The organism is Bacillus sp. Xin1, assembly GCF_013314535.1.
Lineage (GTDB): Bacteria > Bacillota > Bacilli > Bacillales > Bacillaceae_G > Bacillus_A.
The window spans coordinates 29,790-50,992 of the sequence record NZ_JABUAE010000017.1 but is presented as its reverse complement, the minus strand read 5'-3'; the positions used below and the strand labels follow the sequence as shown (position 1 = coordinate 50,992).

Genomic DNA, 21,203 nt, shown 5'->3' with positions numbered 1-21,203 from the left:
TGTTACTCACATATTTTTTCATCACTTGGAAACTAGGGCGAGTCACCTGATGATACTATTACAAAATAAACTGGCTCACATCTTTATTTTTAGCAATCGTTGCTAATTTTTCCTCTACATATTGAGGTGTAATCGTTATTTTTTCTAACGTAATTTCAGATGCTTCAAACGATAAATCTTCAAGTAGCTTCTCCATAATGGTATGAAGTCTTCTCGCTCCAATATTATCCGTATCTTGATTAACTTGATAAGCAATCTCAGCAATCTTACGAATAGCATCGTCAGAAAATTCAATTTCTATACCTTCAGTTGCTAATAACGCTATATATTGTTTCACTAAAGCATTATCAGGTTCTACAAGAATTTTAACAAAATCATCTACCGATAATTTTGTTAATTCCACTCGGATTGGAAATCTTCCTTGCAGTTCTGGAATTAAATCAGACGGTTTGGACATATGAAAGGCACCAGCCGCAATAAATAAAATATAATCTGTTTTCACCGATCCATATTTCGTTGCAACGTTCGATCCTTCGACAATCGGCAAGATATCACGCTGTACACCTTCACGTGATACATCCACGCTATTCGACTGCTTACCAGCAATTTTGTCAATTTCATCAATAAAAATAATTCCGAGCTGTTCAGCACGATAAACAGCCTCTTGTGTAACTTCATCCATATCAATTAAGCGCTGTGCTTCCTCATTTGTCAAGACTTTTCTTGCTTCTTTTACAGAAAGTTTTCGTTTTTTGGTCTTTTTCGGCATAAAACTTCCTAATGCATCTTGAAAATTCATTCCCATTTGTTCCATGCCTGTTCCTTGCAACATATCAAACATAGAGGACTGTTGTTCTGTCACTTCAATTGATACAATCTCCTCTTCAAGTAAACCTGAAGCAAGTTTCTTTTCAACTTCTCGGCGCTTATTTTCAATTTCTACGTCATCTTGTGTTTCAGATGTCTGATTTGCGTTTTGATTTCCACCAAACAACATTTCTAATGGATTTTTAAACCCAGATTGTTTTTGCGGACTTGGCACCAAAATTTCAACAAGTCGTTGATTCGCTTGTTCCTCAGCCTTATCTTTAACTTTCACGACCAGTTCTTCTTTTACGATGCGAACTGAAGTTTCTACAAGGTCGCGTACCATAGATTCTACATCTCGGCCGACATATCCAACTTCTGTGAATTTCGTCGCTTCAACCTTAATAAAAGGTGCTCCAACGAGCTTCGCCATTCGTCGTGCTACCTCTGTCTTTCCGACTCCTGTCGGTCCAATCATTAAAATGTTCTTTGGCGCAATTTCATCGCGTAAGTTTTCTGCTAGTTTACTGCGACGATATCGATTTCTAAGCGCTACTGCAACCGCCTTTTTTGCATCTTTTTGCCCAATAATATATTGATCCAATTTTTCTACAATTTGACGCGGAGTAAAATGTAAATGCATCTAAAATGCCTCCCTTACGATTCTACAATTCTTCCACAATAATGTTGTGATTTGTATATACACAAATGTCACCAGCAATTTCTAAACTGGCTTTGGCAATTGCTTTTGCTGTTAAATGTTCACTTGCATGTTGTTTTAAAGCTCGACCAGCTGCAAGTGCATAATGTCCACCTGAACCGATTGCTAAAATGCCATCATCCGGTTCTATTACTTCTCCTGTTCCTGAAACAAGGAGTAACGTTGTTTGATCCATCACAATTAACATCGCTTCCAATTGACGCAGCATTTTATCACCACGCCATTGTTTCGCCATTTCAACTGCAGCACGTTGTAGGTTTCCATTATACTCTTCTAATTTCCCCTCAAACATTTCAAAAAGTGTAAACGCATCTGCAACAGAACCTGCAAATCCAGCTAACACCTTTCCTTGAAATAGCTTTCGAACTTTGCGTGCTGTATGTTTCATCACAACGGCATTACCAAATGTCACTTGTCCGTCGCCAGCCATAGCACACTCTCCATTATGGTGAATGGCAAATATCGTTGTAGCGTGGAAATTTCCCATAGAAAAAACTCCTTTATATGTTTTTATAGCTTTAAAAGCAATTTATGCCCGTGGGTGGTGCTTCATGTAAACAGAACGTAATCTTTCTTTTGAAACATGCGTATAAATTTGTGTCGTTGATAAATTTTCATGACCTAATAGCTCCTGCACAGTTCGTAAATCTGCACCTTCATCTAACATATGTGTAGCAAATGTATGCCTTAACATATGTGGACTTATTTTCATTGTAAGAGACGCTTTCTTAATGAGCTCATTCAAAATATAACGCACACCTCGATCTGTTAACGGCGTACCCTTTGCATTTAAAAACACCATTTGAGAGTGTTCCTCTGTTTTTTTAGCTAACTGTTTTCTCCCGTTTTCTATATAAGTAATTAAAGCATCTTGTGCATAACTTCCAAACGGAACGTATCTTTGCTTTTTGCCTTTTCCCGTCACTAGAATTGTTCCTACCGAAAAATCAATATCAGCAAGTTGTAAACTTACACATTCACTTACACGAATCCCTGTCGCATACATAAGCTCTAATAAGGCTTGATTCCTTTGACCAAGTGGTGTTTCCGCGTCAGAAACTTCAAATAATTTCTCTAATTCTTCAACGTACAAAAACTTTGGGATTGACCATTCTTTTTTGGGGAGTGACGCAAGTGCAAACGGATTATCTTCTCGATATCCTTCACGCATCAGAAAACGATATAAACTTCGTAAACTTGATACTTTTCTCGCCACAGATTTACGGGCTAGCTTTTCATCGTGTAACGTCGTTAAGTACAAACGAACATCTACATATGTAACATCTAAAAAAGAGGATATGCCTTCTCGCTCCATAAATTGCACAAAATGTTCTAAATCATTTTGATAACTTGCAATTGTATATTTTGAATAATTTCTTTCAATTTGTAAATATCCAACGAATAATTGTAACAATTTCTTCACATTCATATAACTCACCTCAATAAAGGCTACTAAATCGTATCACAACTCAGTAGCCTTTGCAAGAAATTTAACTAAATATTTACAAAATTTTGAATTGTTTCTAAAGCGCGTGTTGCATATGCTTCGTTTCGCTCTTGTTTCTTTTTAATTTTCTTTTCTAACGGTGCAAATAAACCAAAGTTTGCATTCATCGGTTGGAAGTTTTTCGCGTTTGTTGCAGTAATATAATTCGCCATACTTCCCATTGCAGTTACAGGAGGCAATACAACAGGCTCCTCTCCCTTTACAAGACGAGCTGCATTAATACCTGCTAATAGTCCTGAAGCAGCCGATTCTACATACCCTTCAACACCTGTCATTTGTCCCGCAAAGAATAAATCATCACGATGCTTATATTGGTATGTTGGACGAAGTAATTTCGGTGAATTAATAAACGTATTACGATGCATGACACCATATCGTACAATTTCTGCATTTTCGAGTCCAGGAATTAATTGTAATACTTCTTTTTGAGGTCCCCACTTTAAGTGTGTTTGGAACCCAACAATATTGTATAACGTTCCTGCTGCATCATCTTGACGTAATTGAACAACAGCGTATGGCGTTTTACCCGTTTTCGGATCTTCTAACCCCACCGGTTTCATCGGTCCAAATAACAATGTCTGTCTACCACGGCTTGCCATTACTTCTACAGGCATACAACCTTCAAAGAATACTTCCTTCTCAAATTCTTTTAATGGTACTGTCTCTGCAGCAATTAAAGCATCATAAAAACGGTCGAACTCTTCTTCTGTCATTGGACAATTTAAATAAGCAGCTTCTCCCTTATCATAACGAGATTTTAAATATACTTTGTTCATATCGATGCTTTCTTTTTCCACAATTGGTGCAGCTGCATCATAGAAATAAAAATAATCTTCACCCGTTAACTCTTTTAGTTGTGCAGAAAGATCTGGAGATGTAAGTGGACCTGTTGCGATAACAGTTGGCCCTTCTGGAATTCCCGTCATTTCTTCATTCATCACAGTTACGTTTGGATGATTTTTCACATACTCCGTTACTTTTGCTGCGAATTCATGACGATCTACAGCCAATGCTCCTCCTGCTGGAACAGAACACTCATCTGCCGCACGAATAATAACAGAATCCATTTTGCGCATTTCTTCTTTAATGACACCAACAGCATTTGTTAATGTATTTGCACGAAGTGAGTTACTACATACTAACTCGGCAAATTTATCTGTATGATGAGCTGGGGTTTGTCTTACTGGTCTCATTTCATATAATTTTACTTGGACACCACGTTTTGCAATTTGATAAGCTGCTTCACTTCCTGCAAGACCTGCGCCAATGACGTTTACTACTTGTGTTGTCATGTATTTATCACCTTTCCTTTTCTATCCCGAAAAAAATGTGAGCAGTTACGCTCACATTTGTTGTTCTTCTTCATAATCACAAGAAATACATTGTACTTGAACGCCTTTTTTCAGCTTCTTCTCTACGAGCATACCTTCACATTTCGGACATTTCCGGCCAATCGGTTTATCCCAAGATACAAAGTCGCATTCTGGATACGTACCACATCCATAGAAAAGACGTTTCTTTTTATTGCTTCGGCGTTCAATAATTTGTCCTTTATCACATTTCGGACAAGTTACACCAATTTCTTTCACAATTGGTTTTGTATTACGACAATCTGGAAAATTAGAACAAGCCATAAACTTCCCGTATTTGCCCATTTTAAAGACCATTGGGTGACCGCATAATTCACAATCTTCCCCAGCGGGTTCATCTTTAATTTCGACTTCACGCATCTCCTTTTCCGCTTTTTCTAAACGGGGTTCAAAGCCTACGTAGAAATCATCAACAATTTTTACCCAATTTGCTTTCCCATCTTCTACTTCATCAAGGTTTTGCTCCATATTGGCCGTAAATTCAATGTTAATAATTTCTGGGAAAAACTCTAAAATAAGTTCAATTACAATTTCTCCAAGTTCAGTCGGAACAAATCGTTTATTGTCTAATGCAACATATCCTCGCTTTTGAATCGTTTCAAGTGTCGGTACGTAAGTAGACGGTCTCCCAATTCCAAGTTCTTCAAGTGTTCTAACTAAACGAGCCTCTGTATAACGTGGTGGCGGCTGCGTAAAATGCTGCTTTGGCTCCACATCTTTTGAAAATACAGTTTCCCCTATTTCTAAAGAAGGTAGCATTTTATCTTTTTCTTCCGCACCATCATCTTTCGACTCCACATATACTTTCATAAAACCTGGGAATTTCACTACTGATCCACTCGCGCGGAATTGAACATTATTATTAATGAGTCTAGCTGTAACAGTATCCATTATAGCAGATGCCATTTGACTTGCAACAAATCGCTCCCAAATCAATTTGTACAAACGATGTTGGTCACGACTTAAGAAACTCTTCAGTTCCTCTGGCTTCCTCATTACAGAAGTTGGACGAATTGCTTCATGCGCATCCTGTGCATTCGCTTTTTTTGTTTCCTTCTTCTTCTCTGTTCCTATGTATTCCGAGCCAAACGCTTCAGTAATGTAAGAACGTGCTTCTTCTTGAGCTGTTTCTGAAATACGCGTTGAGTCTGTTCTCATATACGTAATAAGACCTACAGTTCCCTGTTTGCCAATATCTATTCCTTCGTATAACTGCTGCGCAAGCATCATTGTTTTCTTTGCTCGCATATTTAATTTACGTGCAGCTTCTTGCTGTAAGGAAGACGTTGTAAATGGTAATGCAGGATTACGTTTCCGCTCTTTTTTCGTTACATTTTCAACTGAAAACGCATTATCTTTCATTGTTTCAATTATGCTTTTTACTTGCGCTTCATTTGTTAATTGAACCTTTTCTCCGTTTACACCGTAAAAAGATGCTTCAAATGTGTCTTTTCCTTTTACAAATTCTGTTTTAATTGTCCAAAACTCTTCCGGAATAAAACTTTGAATTTCTTTTTCACGATCAATAATTAAACGAACTGCTACAGATTGTACACGTCCTGCACTTAATCCTTTTTTGACTTTCTTCCATAATAAAGGACTAATATTATACCCAACAAGGCGATCAAGTATCCGTCTTGCTTGCTGTGCATCTACTAAATCCATATTAATTGCACGAGGATGCTTAAACGACTCTTTAATCGCATCTTTTGTAATTTCATTAAACACAACCCGGCAATCTGATTCAATATCCACATTTAGCGTATTGGCTAAATGCCAAGCAATCGCTTCCCCTTCGCGGTCTGGATCGGCCGCGAGATAGACTTTTTTTGCTTTTTTTGCTGCTGATTTTAAATCTTTTAAAACAGGACCTTTACCACGGATGGTAATATACTTCGGGGTGAAGTTATTTTTTACTTCTATCCCCATTTGACTTTTAGGTAAATCGCGAACATGTCCCATAGACGCGACGACTTTGTATTTTTTCCCTAAATATTTCTCAATGGTTTTCGCCTTAGAAGGCGACTCCACGATTACGAGGTAATCTGACATGCTAGTGCCTCCTTAAGAGGTGGATTCAAGTCTTCATTAATCTTATTGATTTCTCTTGTTTTTGTCAATCAAGAATGAGTATAACATACAGTGCCAATCTACCATTTGTCAATAATTGTTTAATAAAAACATAAAAATATACGGTTAATTTGAAAATTCTTCAAGAATATCCTCTGCTTTCTGAACAAGTTTTGCTCCTTGCTTTATGAGTTGATTTGTTCCTACTGCACTTTCCGTAAAAATAGGACCTGGAAGAGCAAATACCTCCCTATTTTGTTCTAAAGCGAGATCTGCTGTAATAAGCGAGCCACTTTTTGATTTTGCTTCCACTACTAGAACTCCTTTACAAAGACCGCTTATAATTCGATTTCTCTTTGGGAAATACCATTTCCTAGGAGGATAGTGTGGCGGATATTCTGTTAATAGCAGGACGTCATCCCTCCATCTTTTATAAAAATACCAATTATCTTTCGGATACATATACTTTAATCCATGGCCTAAGACAGCAATAGTGGAACTATGTTGCTGCACTGCGATTTGGTGAGCAATCGTATCAATCCCACTTGCAAAACCACTTACAATTAACCATTCTTTATCTAGTAGCGGTTGTAAAATAGATTGTATGCTTCCTCTCCCGTATAAAGAAGGTTTTCTTGTTCCAACCACTGCAATTTTATTTGTTTTTTCTAATAATTCTCTCTTTCCTTTCCCATATAAAACGAAAGGCGGATCTGCTATTTCACGTAATAATTCCGGATAATCATCATCCCATATTGTGACGCAAAAAATATGATTTTCTTCTAAATGACATGTACATTGTGAGGGAATAGATGTTTGTAAGAAGCGAACTAATTCAGAAGATTTTTTCGGAGTTAACCCAGCATATTTTTCAAATTCTACCGAGCTAAAACTGTACAGTTTCTTTATTTCTGGATCTATACGCAGTAAGCGATTCAATACTTTCCAATAATCTGCTAATACATAATGAAGATGGAGCAATCGTTCCCTTTTCATGACCATTCTCCTTACCCATAATTTTTATTATGTAAACAGAAAAAAGTGTAAAAAGACACCTTCTAGCATGAAGGTGTCTTTCAAAAAGATTAATAGTTTTTACAAGTTTCAAATAATCCCTTTTCTTTTAAAACAGAGATTAAAGTTTCACCCATAACAGCTGGTGTTTCAGCAACTTTGATACCACAAGCTTCCATTGTTTTAATTTTTTCAGCAGCTGTACCTTTGCCGCCAGAAATAATGGCACCAGCATGGCCCATACGTTTTCCTGCAGGCGCTGTTTGACCACCGATAAATCCAACAACAGGTTTTGTCATATTTGCTTTTACCCACTCAGCAGCTTCTTCTTCTGCTGTTCCGCCGATTTCACCAATCATAATCACAGCATGTGTTTCTTCATCTTCATTAAACGCTTTTAACGCGTCAATAAAGTCTGTACCATTAACAGGGTCACCGCCGATACCTACAGCAGTAGATTGACCAATGCCTTCTTGTGTTAATTGATGTACAGCTTCATATGTCAATGTACCAGATCGAGATACAATACCTACATGACCTTTTTTATGAATATATCCTGGCATAATACCAATCTTACATTCATCTGGTGTAATAACACCTGGACAGTTTGGACCAAGTAAACGTGTCTGTTTACCTGCCATATATTTCTTAACTTGAACCATGTCTAATACAGGGATTCCTTCTGTAATACATACTACTAAGTCAATCTCTGCATCAACAGCTTCCATAATTGCATCAGCCGCAAAAGCGGGTGGAACGTACACAACTGAAGCATTTGCACCCGTTGCTTTTACAGCATCTTCTACTGTATTAAAGACAGGTACACCTTCAATTTCAGTGCCACCTTTACCAGGTGTTACACCACCGACAATTTTCGTACCATATTCAATCATTTGTTTTGTATGGAATAAACCTTGTGAACCAGTAATACCTTGTACAATAACTTTTGTATCTTTATTAACTAATACGCTCATTTTTCTCCCCCGCTTTCTATTAGCCCACTAGTGAAACAATTTTTTGTGCACCGTCTGCCATAGATTCTGCTGCAACGATATTTAAACCAGATTCATTTAAAATCTTCTTACCTAACTCAACATTTGTACCTTCAAGACGAACAACAAGTGGTAATTCAAGACCTACTTGTTTAGTCGCTTCAATAACACCTTCTGCAATTACATCACATTTCATAATGCCACCAAAAATGTTAACGAAAATACCTTTTACATTTTTATCAGAAAGAATAATTTTGAATGCTTCTGTAACTTTTTCAGCTGTAGCACCGCCACCAACATCTAGGAAGTTAGCTGGATCACCATGGTAATGTTTAATGATATCCATTGTTGCCATCGCTAATCCTGCACCATTTACCATACAACCAATATTTCCATCTAAAGGAATATAGTTTAAGTCATATTTAGAAGCTTCAATTTCTTTCGGATCTTCTTCTTCAAGATCACGAAGTTCTAAAATATCTTTATGACGATATAATGCATTAGAATCAAAGTTTAATTTTGCATCTAACGCCATAACTTTCCCGTCACCTGTTGTAACAAGTGGGTTAATTTCTGCAATAGAGCAATCTTTTTCGATATAAGCACGATATAATCCCATCATAAACTTCACAGCTTGTCCTACAAGCTCGTTTGGAATATTGATGTTAAATGCAATACGGCGTGCTTGGAAACCTTGCAGACCTACTGCTGGATCAATATATTCTTTAAAGATTTTTTCTGGTGTTTTTTCTGCTACTTCTTCAATTTCTGTTCCGCCTTCTTCAGAAGCCATTAAAACAACTTGAGAAGTCGCACGATCTAAAACTAGACCAACATAATATTCTTTTTTAATATCGCAACCTTCTTCAATAAGTAAGCGTTTTACTTCCTTACCTTCAGGACCTGTTTGATGCGTAACAAGCGTAGTACCTAATATACTTTCCGCATATGTACGAACTTCATCTAAGTTTTTCGCAACTTTTACACCGCCAGCTTTGCCGCGTCCACCAGCGTGAATTTGCGCTTTTACTACACATACATCTGTTCCTAATTCTTTCGCTGCTTCTACAGCTTCTTCTACTGTAAAGGCAACCTTCCCGTTCGGAACGCTAACCCCATAGCTTCTAAGGACTGCCTTACCTTGGTACTCATGGATATTCATGGTCCCATCCTCCCCTATTTTCCTGTTTTACTCAAAAAGTTTTTTAATGTTTAAAAAACACTACATTGCCATTGTATAAAATGATTGCCACGCTGTCTACAATAAAGTTTCAGAAAACTGAAATCGCTTTATTCTTTTTTGAAAATAGTAATGTTAATATGCGAAAATAAAAAAATAAGCTGTGAATTCACAGCTTATTTTTGAATCATATCTTTAATTGGTGCAAATGTTTTTCGATGCTCCTCCAATACCCCATATGTATCAATTGCCTCTAAGTGTTGTTTCGTTCCATATCCCATATGCTGTTCAAATCCATATGCAGGATACTTTTTCCCAAGTTCTTTCATCATACGATCTCTCGTCACTTTGGCAATAATAGATGCAGCTGAAATAGAAATACTTTTTGCATCACCTTTTACAATTGATGTTTGCGGAATTGGTGTAGGAAGCTTCATCGCATCAATTAATAAATATTCTGGTGTACATGATAATTTTTCAATCGCATCTAACATCGCTTGTTTCGTTGCTTGATAAATATTTATTTCATCAATAACTTGTGGTGACACAATTCCAACACCAATTGCAATGGCTTTCTCTTTAATTTCATCATAAAAACGCTCACGTTTCGCTTCACTTAATTTTTTCGAGTCATTTAAACCTGGAATATAAAAATCTTCTGGAAGGATCACAGCAGCCGTTACAACAGGCCCTGCTAGAGGCCCCCTTCCCACTTCATCGATACCAGCAATGTATGTAAGTCCTTTTTCACGTAGCGCTTTTTCATACTTTGACATTTCTAAAAACTTTTCTTTTTCCTTTTGTGCTAACTCTTTTTGTTTATACCACTTCAAAATTAACTTTTGGACACCTTTCCGTTCGTCTTTCATCAACATTTGAAACCGTTCATCTTCTTCATTCGTAATTTCTTGTAGCAAACCTTCCACTTCTTGTATCGTGATTTTTTCCATCAGTGTACACTCCTTTTAAACACAGCCAAAAAGAAAAGACGCACAAACGCACGTCTTATACTCCCTCTACCTCTACTTCTTCTACAAATTCATCTGGTGTTTCAAATGTCATTTTCCCGAGTTTACCACCACGAAGTTCTCGAAGAACAAGTTCTGATGTTTTGTCATAATCAACAAGGCCACCGCCCATTAAACATCCTCTATTCTTTCCAATCGCATCAAATAATTCTACGATGTCTTCTGGAATTACATCTAATTTATAACGCTCTTGTAAGCGTTCTGGATAATGTTTTTCCATAAAGCGAAGCGCATAGACCGCTACATCCTGTAAATTTAAAATAGAATCTTTAATTGCACCAGTCGTCGCAAGGCGAAGTCCTACTAATTCATCTTCAAATTTCGGCCATAAAATCCCCGGTGTGTCTAACAACTCCATTTCCTTGCCTACTTTAATCCATTGCTGAGCTGTTGTAACACCTGGTCGATCACCTGTTTTCGCGATATTTTTCTTTGCTAATTTATTAATTAACGTAGATTTCCCGACGTTCGGAATCCCAACGATTAATGCGCGAATCGCTCTTGGTTTAATCCCTTTTGCAATCATTTTATCAAATTTTTCTTTTACAAGTACTTTACATGCCGCTGTAATTTCTTTCATACCTTGTCCAGCTTGTGCATTAATCGAAATCGCTTTATGACCCTTCTCTTCAAAATAAGCGATCCATTGCTTAGTTAAACGATCATCTGCCATATCAGCCTTATTTAAAACGACCAATCTCGGTTTATGTGTAATAATTTCATCGATCATCGGATTTCGGGAAGATAAAGGTAAACGGGCGTCTACAAGTTCAATTACAGCATCGATTAACTTTAATTTTTCTGTTACTTGGCGCCTCGCTTTTGCCATATGCCCTGGAAACCATTGAATTACCATGTTGCCACCTTCTTTTTTTCGTTTATTTCACAATACGTGCATCTTTTAACGGCCAATATAACATATTTGCTTCTCCAATTACTTGGTCCATTGAAATTGTTCCAATGGTACGACTATCTTTACTAAAACGACGATTGTCACCTAGTACAAATAATTGACCTTTAGGAACAGTTTTTTTACCTATAATCTCTTCAAGCTTAAAATCATATGTAAGTGGTCCATCAGCAAGTTGTTTTTTCTGCTTGTCTAAATACGGTTCCTCATAAGGTTTTCCGTTAATATAGAGTGTATCATTACGATACTCAATTTCATCGCCCGGCAAGCCGATAACACGTTTAATATAATCTTTTTCTTCTGTTGCTCGGAATACGATTATGTCAAAATGTTTCGGTTCTCCAATGTGATAGCCAATTTTATTGACGATCATTCGATCACGATCATGTAACGTCGGTGACATTGATACACCATCTACAAGAATTGGTGCAAAGAAAAACTGTCTAATGACACCAGCTAACACGACAGCAATCAAAATTGCTTTTATCCATTCCCAAAGCGAACTCTTCTCTTTCTTCATGTATTTCCCCTCCACAATTATGTAAGCTGCCCGTATTATATCAAAATTTCATATAGATTGGAAAAAGGGAGCTTGTGCATTTACAAGCTCCCATACATGTCTTATCGAATTTCTTTAATACGTGCTGCTTTACCGCGAAGGTTACGTAAGTAGTATAACTTAGCACGACGTACTTTACCACGGCGAAGTACTTCGATTTTCGCGATTCTTGGTGTGTGAATTGGGAATGTACGCTCAACACCTACACCGTAAGAAATCTTACGAACTGTGAACGTTTCACTAATTCCGCCACCACGACGTTTAATTACAACACCTTCAAAAAGCTGAATTCTCTCACGAGTACCCTCAACTACTTTTACGTGTACACGTAAAGTGTCACCAGGACGGAATGAAGGTAGGTCAGTTTTTAATTGGCCTTTTGTAATTTCTGCGATTAATTGTTGCATATTCAATTCTCTCCTTTAAACAGATGCTCTTATAAAGTCATTAATAAATTACAGCGGAACATCGTTAATACGGCTACTGCTTTCAGTAGCACAAATGTTATAATAACATATCGCTAGGCCTGTTGCAATAGAAAATATATGAAGTTGTTATCGTTCTTCTTTAATCTGCTCAAGCCATTTTTCTTCTTGTTTCGATAACTCGCGTTCTTCAAGTAAATCCGGTCTACGCGTATATGTACGGCGCAATGATTCTTTATGGCGCCATTCTTCGATATGCTTATGATTTCCTGACATAAGTACATCCGGTACCTTCATACCACGAAAATCAGCAGGGCGCGTGTAATGTGGATGTTCTAATAAGCCAGTACTAAAAGAATCCTCGATCTGTGAATTCTGATTACCTAGCACGCCCGGCAAAAGACGTACAACGCTATCCGTAACAACCATAGACGCTAATTCTCCGCCCGTTAACACATAATCACCAATAGAAATCTCATCTGTTACAAGATGTTTACGAATCCGTTCGTCATACCCTTCATAATGACCACATACAAAAATAACATGTTCTTCGCTAGCAAACTCTTCTGCCTTTTTCTGCGTAAAGCGTTCTCCTTGCGGGCACATTAACACGACTCTTGGTTTACGCTCTGTTTCTTTCGTTAATTCTTCTACAGCATCAAAGATTGGCTGCGGAGTTAAAACCATACCTGCCCCACCGCCATATGGATAATCATCTACACTATTATGTTTACTTGTAGTATAATCTCGAAAGTTTACAACTCTAAGCTCCACTGCCTCTTTTTCTTGCGCTTTTTTTAAAATCGAAGATCCAAACACACCAGTGAACATCTCTGGAAATAATGTTAAAATATCAATTTTCATTATAGCAATCCTTCCATTACATGAATGGTTACTAGTTTATTTTCGATGTTAACTTGCAGTACAACATCATCAATGTATGGGATTAAAAGATCTTGCCCTTTCGGACGTTTAATTACCCATACATCATTCGCGCCAGGAGATAGAATCTCTTTTATCGTACCTAACGCCTCTCCATCCTCTGTTACAACGTTACAACCAATAATTTCATGGTAATAATACTCACCTTCAGCAAGTTCACCCAATTGTTCTTCTGGCACTTTTAATAAGGAGCCTTTAAACTTCTCTACTTCATCTACATTCCCATATCCTTCGAATGTCAATAAATCGAATGTTTTATGTTGACGATGAGAAGTGATTTTTACTGGGAGCGGTTCTGTCCCTTTATCACTCCATATGTATAGCGTATTTCCTACCTTATATCGCTCTTCTGGAAAATCAGTACGAGAAATGACACGAATTTCTCCTCTTACACCATGAGTATTTACAATTTTCCCTACGTTAAACCATTTTGTCATAAACAGCATGTCACCCCTGTTTTCTATATATTTTAAGCATCTCCATTCCATATATGGAACATGCAACTTCTCTTAAAATGTTAAAAAAGGGAGAGGAATAAATCCTCGCCCTTTTCATATTTATTGAATTTCCAGTGTAACTTTTTCATGATTATGATGTCCCACTGAATACAAGAGCATTCGAATCGCTTTTGCAACCCGCCCTTGCTTTCCAATGACTTTCCCAACATCCTCAGGATGTACAGTTAATCGATATTTTATCTCTCCGCTGCAAAGTTCCTGTGTAACCTTTACATCTTCAGGATGATCTACAAGAGGCTTGACGATCGTTTCGATTAACCCTTTCATAGTCATTGCCTCAATTACTTACCTTGTTTAGATAAGTGGAATTTCTCCATGATACCTTGGTTAGAGAAAAGATTACGAACTGTATCAGATGGTTTCGCACCGTTTCCTAACCATTTTAATGCTGCTTCTTCGTCGATTTTTACTTCAGCTGGTTGAGCAACTGGATTGTAAGTACCGATTTCCTCAATGAAACGTCCGTCACGAGGAGAACGAGAATCTGCAACAACTACACGATAGAAAGGAGTTTTTTTAGCTCCCATACGTTTTAAACGAATTTTAACTGCCATTTATAAAGCACCTCCGAATTTATTTCACACAGATAATTATATTAGCAAAAAGACTATTGCTTTGTAAAGTATTTTTTCTTAACAGAGCCATCTTTTTTTCCTTACATAAATGGAAACTTCAATCCACCTAGTCCTTTTTTCTTACCTTTTTGCATGCCTGTCATCGTCTTCATCATTTTCTTCATATCTTCAAACTGTTTCAGTAGACGATTGATTTCTTGTACGGTTGTACCGCTACCTTTGGCAATACGTTTTTTACGACTAGCATTGATTATTTCCGGTTGTTCTCGCTCTAAGATTGTCATAGAACGAATAATTGCCTCAATATGCCCAATTTGTTTTTCATCAACTTGTGCATTTTTCAGCCCTTTAATTTTATTTGCACCAGGAAGCATTCCTAGCAATTCATCAAGCGGTCCAAGTTGACGCACTTGTCCAAGTTGCTCTAGAAAATCGTCAAGTGTAAACGAAAGCGTACGCATTTTTTGCTCAAGTTCTTTTGCTTTTTCTTCATCAACTGTAGCTTGCGCTTTTTCAATTAATGTTAGAACGTCACCCATCCCTAAAATACGAGATGCCATGCGTTCAGGATGGAACGCTTCAATTGCATCTAACTTCTCACCCATACCAGCAAATTTAATTGGTGTGTTTGTTACTGCTTTAATAGATAATGCTGCACCACCGCGCGTATCACCATCTAATTTCGTTAAAACAACACCTGTTAAACCTAACTGTTCATGGAAGCTTTGTGCAACATTGACTGCATCTTGTCCTGTCATCGCATCGACAACTAGGAAGATTTCATCCGGTTTCGCAACTTCTTTCACTTTCGCTAATTCATCCATTAGTTCTTCATCAATATGCAGACGACCTGCCGTATCGATTAAAACATAATCATGATGATCTTCTTTTGCTTTTGCAATCGCTTGTTTCGCAATTTCAACAGGACTTACTTGATCTCCTAATGAGAAAACAGGCATGTCCAATTGCTTCCCTAATGTTTCAAGCTGTTTAATTGCTGCTGGACGGTAAATATCTGCCGCAACAAGCATCGGTTTACGATTATGCTTTTTACGAAGCAAATTCGCTAGCTTACCTGTTGTCGTTGTTTTACCTGCCCCTTGAAGTCCAACCATCATAATAACAGTTGGTGGCTTATTAGCGACAGCGATTTTACTTTGCTCTCCGCCCATAAGTTCTGTCAGTTCTTCCTGTACAACTTTAATTACTTGTTGTCCAGGTGTCAAACTTTTCATTACATCTTGTCCGACAGCACGCTCAGACACACGCTTTACAAAATCTTTTACTACTTTAAAGTTAACATCCGCTTCTAAAAGAGCAAGACGAACTTCTCTCATCATTTCTTTCACATCGGCTTCAGAAACTTTTCCTTTGCCGCGGATTTTTTGCATCGTCTGTTGAAGTCGGTCGGCTAATCCTTCAAATGCCATATTGCCGCCCTCCTAATCTAATTTTTCGATAGCTTCAACAACTTGTTTCATTTCTTCATTCACATGCTCTTCTTCGCTGATTAGCTGTTTAAGCTTTGCAACAAGTCGCTGTCGCTCTTGAAACTTTTGAAGTAATACTAATTTTTCTTCATATTCTTCAAGCATCGCTTCAGTCCGTTTAATGTTATCATACACGGCTTGGCGACTTACATCAAATTCTTCCGCAATTTCACCAAGAGATAAATCATCTAAATAATAAAGCGACATATAACTTCTTTGTTTTTGCGTTAACAACGATTGATAAAAATCAAATAAATAATTCATTCTCGTTGTTTTTTCGAGCATGTTGGATCATCCTTTGTTAAGTGATTTCCCTTTACATGGATTAGTTTACATGGAGTATAAAAGAGTGTCAAGTTTTTTTCTTAACATCTTATATTTTTTATAAAAAAGAAGCGGGAATACCGCTTCTTTCACTTTATACTTCTTCTTTTTCTACTAAGTTCGCAAATAAACCGTACACATATTGTTCTGGATCAAATTGCTGCAAGTCGTCCATTTGTTCTCCAAGTCCAACAAACTTCACTGGTACGTCCATCTCATTACGAATTGCTAGTACAATACCACCTTTAGCAGTTCCATCTAATTTCGTTAAAACAATACCTGAAACATTCGTTGCTTCGCGGAATGTTTTTGCTTGACTTAAACCATTTTGTCCTGTCGTTGCATCAATAACAAGCAAAACTTCATGAGGAGCACCGGGAACTTCGCGTTCAATAACACGTTTTACCTTTTCTAGTTCTTTCATTAAATTTACTTTATTTTGCAACCGCCCTGCCGTATCACATAGCAAGACATCTACTTTACGTGCTTTTGCTGCTTGAACAGCATCATACATAACAGCTGCTGGATCAGAACCAGACCCTTGCTTAATTACTTCCACACCAACGCGATCTCCCCATACTTCTAGCTGTTCAATCGCTCCTGCACGGAACGTATCCCCTGCTGCTAATAAAACAGACTTACCTTCCGATTTAAACTTATGAGCCATTTTACCAATTGTTGTCGTTTTTCCAACACCATTAACACCAACAAATAAAATAACCGTTAATTGATCTTGTTGCATGTTAATTTCATTACTGAACTCTTCGTCACCTTTGTAAATTCCTACTAATTTCTCTGAGATAACAGCCTGTACTTCCTTTGGATCTTGAATGTTACGACGCTGCACTTCTTCTTTCAGCTGATCGATAAGCTCCATTACTGTTGCAACACCAACATCTGCACCAATTAAAATTTCTTCCAATTCTTCAAAGAAATCCTCATCGACTTTACGATAGCGATATACTAAATCATTTACTTTATCCGCAAATGAATTTCTCGTTTTTTCTAACCCCTGTTTAAATTTTTCTGTTACAGTATCTGTTTGTTTTGAAATCTTTTCTTTCAACTTTTTAAAGAAACTCATTCTTCTCATCCTTCCTATTCACTTGTAACAAGCTCTTCTTCTCCGTCACCTAATCGAACGGACACAAGCTTAGAAACACCTGATTCTTGCATTGTTACTCCGTACAGTACATCGGACTCTTCCATTGTACCTTTTCGGTGTGTAATCACAATAAACTGCGTTTCATCACTAAATTTCTTCAAATACTGCGCAAAGCGAGCTACATTCGCTTCATCAAGAGCAGCCTCCACCTCATCTAGTACGCAGAACGGAACAGGCCGTACTTTTAAAATACCAAATAGCAATGCAATTGCAGTTAAAGCACGTTCTCCACCTGACAATAAACCTAAGTTTTGCAATTTCTTACCTGGTGGCTGCGCTACAATATCAATGCCCGTATTTAATAAATCTTGCGGATTCGTCATTACTAAATCTGCTCTTCCGCCTCCAAACAATTCACAGAATACAGATTGGAACTCTGTTCTGATCGCTTGGAATGTAGTAGAAAAGCGTTTTTTCATTTCTTCATCCATTTCCGTTATAACTTGGTGCAATGTCGCCTTCGCTTCTTCCAAGTCATCCCGTTGTTCTAGCAAGAATGTATGTCTTTCGGCTACACGTTCATATTCATCGATTGCGCCTAAGTTCACTGTTCCCAGCTCTTCGATGGATAACTTAATTAATTTCACCTTTTTACGCGCATCCTCTGCAGGCATCGTCATTGTATATTTCGGTTTTGCTGCTTCAAATGAAATCGTATACGTTTCACGTAAATGTTGCAATCTATTTTCCAATTCAACATCAAGACGATTGATTTTCACCTCTTGATCTTTTAGAATCTCAAGAACATATTTATATCGTCCTTTTGTTTCTTTTACTTCACGTTCTATATGTTCTACTCGTTCCTGTAGGGTTAGGCGTTGCTCACGACGTGAACTAATTAATTCCGATGTTTGATTTCGATCGTATGCTTTCTTTTCAATCATATTCGTAATTTGCTCTTCACCGCTCGAATTGGATGTCATTTCTTGCTTTAAAAACGCTAGATCTTCCTTTGTTTTTACAAGTGTTCGCTGCGTTTCTTCTTGTTCTTTCGTTAAGCGATCTACTTTTTCTTTTTGATTGGACAAACGTTGCTGCTTTTCTGCAGCTTGTACTTTCAACTCCGTCATCTCCATTTGAACTTTTTCTTTCGAAGAATGTTGCTCACTTTTCTGCTTTGTTAAGTCAGCAATTTTTTCATCCAGTCCTGTGATATCTTTTTGAAGACTCGCTAAAATTCCTTCTAATTCTTCTTTACGCCCTTGCATCTTGACTTGATCTTGTAGAAAGCCTTCTATTTCTAAATCATAGATAGACAAACGATCATTAATACGGTGCTCTTCTAACTCTAGCTGATTAATTTCTTCTTTTAACTTTTGCTCATCTACGCGCTCTTGTTCCACATCGTAACGTAGCTCTTTTATTTTAACTTCTTTTTCTTGAATTTCTTGTTTTAGCGCTTTAACGAAGTTTTCTAATTTAGAAGTTTTTTCTTCCATTTCAGCAAGCTTCTTACTCCACTCTTCTAATTCTCGCTGTCGTCCTAATAAAGAAGATTTCGCTTGTTTTACAGCTCCACCAGTCATAGAACCACCAGGATTCACAACATCGCCTTCCACCGTTACAATACGGTAACGATATTGCAACTGCTTCGCTAGCTCATTTGCACCTCTTAAATCTTTCGCAACAACGACTGTTCCTAATAAATTTGAAACTATATTTTCATATTTATTATTATAGTGTACCAATTCTGCTGCAACACCTATAAATGATGGATGTTGTTTTATCATTCTTAGTTGTTCAAAAGATAATGACCTTCCCTTAATAACAGCCTGCGGTAAAAACGTTGCACGTCCATGGCGATTTTGTTTCAAAAATGCAATTGCCGTGCGAGCATGCTCTTCTGTTTGTACAACAACGTGTTGCATCGCTGCACCAAGTGCAATCTCCATTGCAATTTCATATTCCTTCGGTACAGTAAGCAGCTCAGCTACCGCACCTTCAATACCATGTAATTTACCTTCACGGGCCTTCAATACTTCACGTACACCTTGATAAAATCCAGAATAATCTTCTTGCATCTCTTCTAGCATTTCTTTTCGAGAGCGAGCTTGTTGAACAAATTGATACGCTTGATACAATTTTGTTTCATTTTCACTATATTGCGTCTTACATTTTCCAAGCGCCGCTTCTGTTTTTTGTATATTTGTGATAACGCTTGTAACTTTCTCTCTTACTTGTTCGTAACCCTCTACAAGTTTTGCCTTTTTAGCTGTAATTTGCATACGCATTTGTACATATTTTTCATTTTCTTCATCAAGGCGTTGATTTTTAGAGTTTTGTTGTTTAAATTGTTCCTCAAGCATAGATAGTTCGTTGCGATGACTTGCTTGTTGGTTTAAAAGTTCAATGTAATCCCCTTTTAAATGCTCAATTTGCTCTTCCAGGTTTTCTGCATATGTAGAAAGAAGTTTCTCATTTTCGTGCAGCTTCTGCTCTAACTCTTTTACCTGATTTGCGAAATTCATGAGTTCTTCCGTACTTGTTTCGATTTCTCCATCATAAACCTTAGTTTTTTCTGTTAACTCAATGATTAATTGTTCAAGCTGCGCACAATGCGTTGTTGCATTTTGTTTTCTTTCCTTTAACAATTCACGCTGTCCCTCTAACTTTTCTAACTCTTTACTGGAAAGAAGGAGGACTTCTTGCAAGGAATCTACAGATTCATCAATCGCTTGCAATTGTCCGCGTAATTCTTCGAGCTCTGCTTCACTTTTTTGTAAGTGCGTTGACATTTTTACTTCTTCATCTTTATTGTGTCCAAACTGTTTTCTAAGTGCTTCCCATTTTTCATGTAATTCTTCAATTTCATATACAATGAGAGCCGCTTCTACTTTTTCTAGTTCTTCTTTTTTCTCAAGATAGTCTTTCGCAATAGAAGCCTGTTTTTCAAGGGGCTCTACTTGACTACTTAGTTCATGAATGATATCTTGCACACGATTTAAATTTTCTTGTGTTTCTGCTAATTTTCCTTCGGCTTTCTTTTTGCGAAGTTTATATTTTAATACGCCCGCCGCTTCTTCAAATACACCACGACGTTCTTCAGATTTACTACTTAAAATTTCTTCTACTTTCCCTTGACTAATAATCGAGAAAGCTTCTCGCCCCATACCGGAGTCCATAAACAAATCAACAATATCTTTTAATCGACAAGACTGTTTATTAATAAAAAAGTCACTATCTCCTGAGCGAGAAACACGGCGTGTTACACATACTTCATTATATTCAATTGGCAAACGCTGATCTTCATTATTTAAAGTTAACGTTACTTCTGCAACATTAACTGCTTTTCGCGTATCGCTTCCCGCAAAAATAATATCCTCCATCTTTGCACCGCGTAATGATTTTGCAGATTGTTCACCAAGTACCCAGCGGATTGCATCGGTAATATTACTCTTTCCACTCCCGTTAGGACCAACTACAGATGTTACACCCGGAACAAAATCAACAGATACACGCTCAGCGAAGGATTTAAATCCTGCTATTTCTAATCTCTTTAAAAACACGAAAGGCCTTCCCCCTATTCTCCGTTGTTATAGTCTGTGCCTGTAAAAACAAGCTACTGCACGGATTCATATTTATCTTTTTTATATCTAAATAAAAATA

20 protein-coding genes are annotated in these 21,203 nt (G+C 37.4%); all 20 read right to left on the bottom strand.

Annotated elements, in window-relative coordinates; translation table 11 throughout:
• Nucleotides 1-58: 58 nt before the first annotated feature.
• Nucleotides 59-1,450, bottom strand: a complete 1,392-nt coding sequence (gene hslU, locus HRG09_RS15970; RefSeq protein ID WP_174101830.1) for an ATP-dependent protease ATPase subunit HslU — start codon at nucleotides 1,448-1,450, stop codon at nucleotides 59-61.
• Between the two features lie 22 nt (nucleotides 1,451-1,472).
• Nucleotides 1,473-2,015: an ATP-dependent protease proteolytic subunit HslV gene (gene hslV / locus HRG09_RS15965; protein WP_003199482.1), complete on the bottom strand. Its 543-nt coding sequence runs from the start codon at nucleotides 2,013-2,015 to the stop codon at nucleotides 1,473-1,475.
• Between the two features lie 42 nt (nucleotides 2,016-2,057).
• Nucleotides 2,058-2,957: a tyrosine recombinase XerC gene (gene xerC / locus HRG09_RS15960; RefSeq protein ID WP_174101829.1), complete on the bottom strand. Its 900-nt coding sequence runs from the start codon at nucleotides 2,955-2,957 to the stop codon at nucleotides 2,058-2,060.
• Between the two features lie 65 nt (nucleotides 2,958-3,022).
• Nucleotides 3,023-4,327: an FADH(2)-oxidizing methylenetetrahydrofolate--tRNA-(uracil(54)-C(5))-methyltransferase TrmFO gene (gene trmFO / locus HRG09_RS15955; protein ID WP_174101827.1), complete on the bottom strand. Its 1,305-nt coding sequence runs from the start codon at nucleotides 4,325-4,327 to the stop codon at nucleotides 3,023-3,025.
• A gap of 51 nt (nucleotides 4,328-4,378) precedes the next feature.
• Nucleotides 4,379-6,457 (bottom strand): type I DNA topoisomerase, encoded by a 2,079-nt coding sequence (topA, locus tag HRG09_RS15950; protein ID WP_174101825.1) that lies wholly within the window; start codon nucleotides 6,455-6,457, stop codon nucleotides 4,379-4,381.
• Between the two features lie 144 nt (nucleotides 6,458-6,601).
• Nucleotides 6,602-7,471 (bottom strand): DNA-processing protein DprA, encoded by an 870-nt coding sequence (gene dprA / locus HRG09_RS15945; protein ID WP_174101824.1) that lies wholly within the window; start codon nucleotides 7,469-7,471, stop codon nucleotides 6,602-6,604.
• An 89-nt stretch (nucleotides 7,472-7,560) separates the two neighbouring features.
• Nucleotides 7,561-8,463 (bottom strand): succinate--CoA ligase subunit alpha, encoded by a 903-nt coding sequence (sucD, locus tag HRG09_RS15940; RefSeq protein ID WP_174101823.1) that lies wholly within the window; start codon nucleotides 8,461-8,463, stop codon nucleotides 7,561-7,563.
• Between the two features lie 19 nt (nucleotides 8,464-8,482).
• Nucleotides 8,483-9,643 (bottom strand): ADP-forming succinate--CoA ligase subunit beta, encoded by a 1,161-nt coding sequence (sucC, locus tag HRG09_RS15935; RefSeq protein WP_026590313.1) that lies wholly within the window; start codon nucleotides 9,641-9,643, stop codon nucleotides 8,483-8,485.
• 194 nt (nucleotides 9,644-9,837) lie between these two features.
• Nucleotides 9,838-10,611, bottom strand: coding sequence for a ribonuclease HII (locus tag HRG09_RS15930; protein ID WP_174101822.1), 774 nt, complete (start codon nucleotides 10,609-10,611; stop codon nucleotides 9,838-9,840).
• Between the two features lie 55 nt (nucleotides 10,612-10,666).
• On the bottom strand, nucleotides 10,667-11,545 hold the full coding sequence (gene ylqF / locus HRG09_RS15925) for a ribosome biogenesis GTPase YlqF (protein WP_174101821.1): 879 nt from the start codon (nucleotides 11,543-11,545) through the stop codon (nucleotides 10,667-10,669).
• A gap of 22 nt (nucleotides 11,546-11,567) precedes the next feature.
• A complete protein-coding gene (gene lepB / locus HRG09_RS15920) occupies nucleotides 11,568-12,119 on the bottom strand; it encodes a signal peptidase I (protein WP_174101820.1) in 552 nt (183 codons plus the stop codon).
• A 101-nt stretch (nucleotides 12,120-12,220) separates the two neighbouring features.
• Nucleotides 12,221-12,565, bottom strand: a complete 345-nt coding sequence (gene rplS, locus HRG09_RS15915; RefSeq protein ID WP_017151244.1) for a 50S ribosomal protein L19 — start codon at nucleotides 12,563-12,565, stop codon at nucleotides 12,221-12,223.
• A gap of 147 nt (nucleotides 12,566-12,712) precedes the next feature.
• Entirely contained in the window at nucleotides 12,713-13,447 is a 735-nt protein-coding gene (trmD, locus tag HRG09_RS15910) for a tRNA (guanosine(37)-N1)-methyltransferase TrmD (protein ID WP_174101819.1), read from the bottom strand.
• Entirely contained in the window at nucleotides 13,447-13,962 is a 516-nt protein-coding gene (rimM, locus tag HRG09_RS15905) for a ribosome maturation factor RimM (protein ID WP_174101818.1), read from the bottom strand. Before rimM ends, trmD begins: the two co-directional genes overlap by 1 nt.
• 120 nt (nucleotides 13,963-14,082) lie before the next feature.
• Nucleotides 14,083-14,310: a KH domain-containing protein gene (locus HRG09_RS15900; RefSeq protein WP_174101817.1), complete on the bottom strand. Its 228-nt coding sequence runs from the start codon at nucleotides 14,308-14,310 to the stop codon at nucleotides 14,083-14,085.
• Between the two features lie 14 nt (nucleotides 14,311-14,324).
• The gene (gene rpsP / locus HRG09_RS15895; protein ID WP_000268748.1) at nucleotides 14,325-14,597 is read right to left on the bottom strand and encodes a 30S ribosomal protein S16; all 273 of its coding nucleotides are present in this window, start codon (nucleotides 14,595-14,597) and stop codon (nucleotides 14,325-14,327) included.
• 101 nt (nucleotides 14,598-14,698) lie between these two features.
• Nucleotides 14,699-16,048 carry a signal recognition particle protein gene (gene ffh / locus HRG09_RS15890; protein ID WP_174101815.1) on the bottom strand — a complete coding sequence of 450 codons (1,350 nt, stop codon included), beginning with the start codon at nucleotides 16,046-16,048 and terminating at the stop codon, nucleotides 14,699-14,701.
• A 12-nt stretch (nucleotides 16,049-16,060) separates the two neighbouring features.
• Nucleotides 16,061-16,393, bottom strand: a complete 333-nt coding sequence (locus HRG09_RS15885) for a putative DNA-binding protein (protein WP_000891062.1) — start codon at nucleotides 16,391-16,393, stop codon at nucleotides 16,061-16,063.
• Nucleotides 16,394-16,526: 133 nt separating this feature from the next.
• The gene (ftsY, locus tag HRG09_RS15880) at nucleotides 16,527-17,516 is read right to left on the bottom strand and encodes a signal recognition particle-docking protein FtsY (protein WP_174101814.1); all 990 of its coding nucleotides are present in this window, start codon (nucleotides 17,514-17,516) and stop codon (nucleotides 16,527-16,529) included.
• Nucleotides 17,517-17,530: 14 nt separating this feature from the next.
• Nucleotides 17,531-21,103 carry a chromosome segregation protein SMC gene (gene smc / locus HRG09_RS15875; protein WP_174101812.1) on the bottom strand — a complete coding sequence of 1,191 codons (3,573 nt, stop codon included), beginning with the start codon at nucleotides 21,101-21,103 and terminating at the stop codon, nucleotides 17,531-17,533.
• Between the last annotated feature and the right edge of the window lie 100 nt (nucleotides 21,104-21,203).